Annotated in this window: 1 protein-coding gene; it reads right to left on the reverse strand. The window is 43.4% G+C overall.

Annotation, left to right across the window (positions count from 1 at the left end):
• Positions 1-555: phosphohexomutase domain-containing protein (locus ACFFUV_RS23780; RefSeq protein WP_512701414.1), on the reverse strand; the 555-nt coding region annotated here is incomplete at both ends.

The following is a 555-nucleotide window of genomic DNA, read 5'->3' on the forward strand; positions in this document are numbered from 1 at the left end:
TTCGAATTGTTGAATTTTTTCAGCAATGAATTTGAATCCTGTCAATACATTGAACATGGTAGCCCCATAGTGTTCCGCAATTGCTGTAGGCAATTCGCTAGAAACGATCGATTTCAATACCGCTGCGTTTTCAGGTAAAGTGCCTCGCGATTGGTGTGCTTCCAAAATATATTGAGCAAACAGTGCTCCGATTTGGTTTCCGGTCAATACTTCATAGGAGCCATTTGGCAAACGAACGGCTGCACCTAAACGGTCTGCATCAGGATCTGTTGCAATCAGCAAATCAGCGCCTTCTTTCTCGCCAAGTCGTATCGCATACTCAAAAGCAGAGTGTTCTTCTGGATTTGGTGATTTGACTGTAGTGAAATCTGGGTCTGCGACAGCTTGTTCTGGAACTAGTACGAATTGTTCGAATCCAGCTTGTTTCAACGCACGTTCGCCCAACATTTTTCCTGTTCCGTGAAGTGGTGTGTACACAAGCTTCAAATCTTTACCCATTGTTTCCACCAATTCATGATCAATCGTTACTGCTTTGATTTCTTCTAGATAAGCGGC

The sequence above is a fragment of the Vibrio olivae genome, assembly GCF_042428525.1.
Taxonomy (GTDB): domain Bacteria; phylum Pseudomonadota; class Gammaproteobacteria; order Enterobacterales; family Vibrionaceae; genus Vibrio; species Vibrio olivae.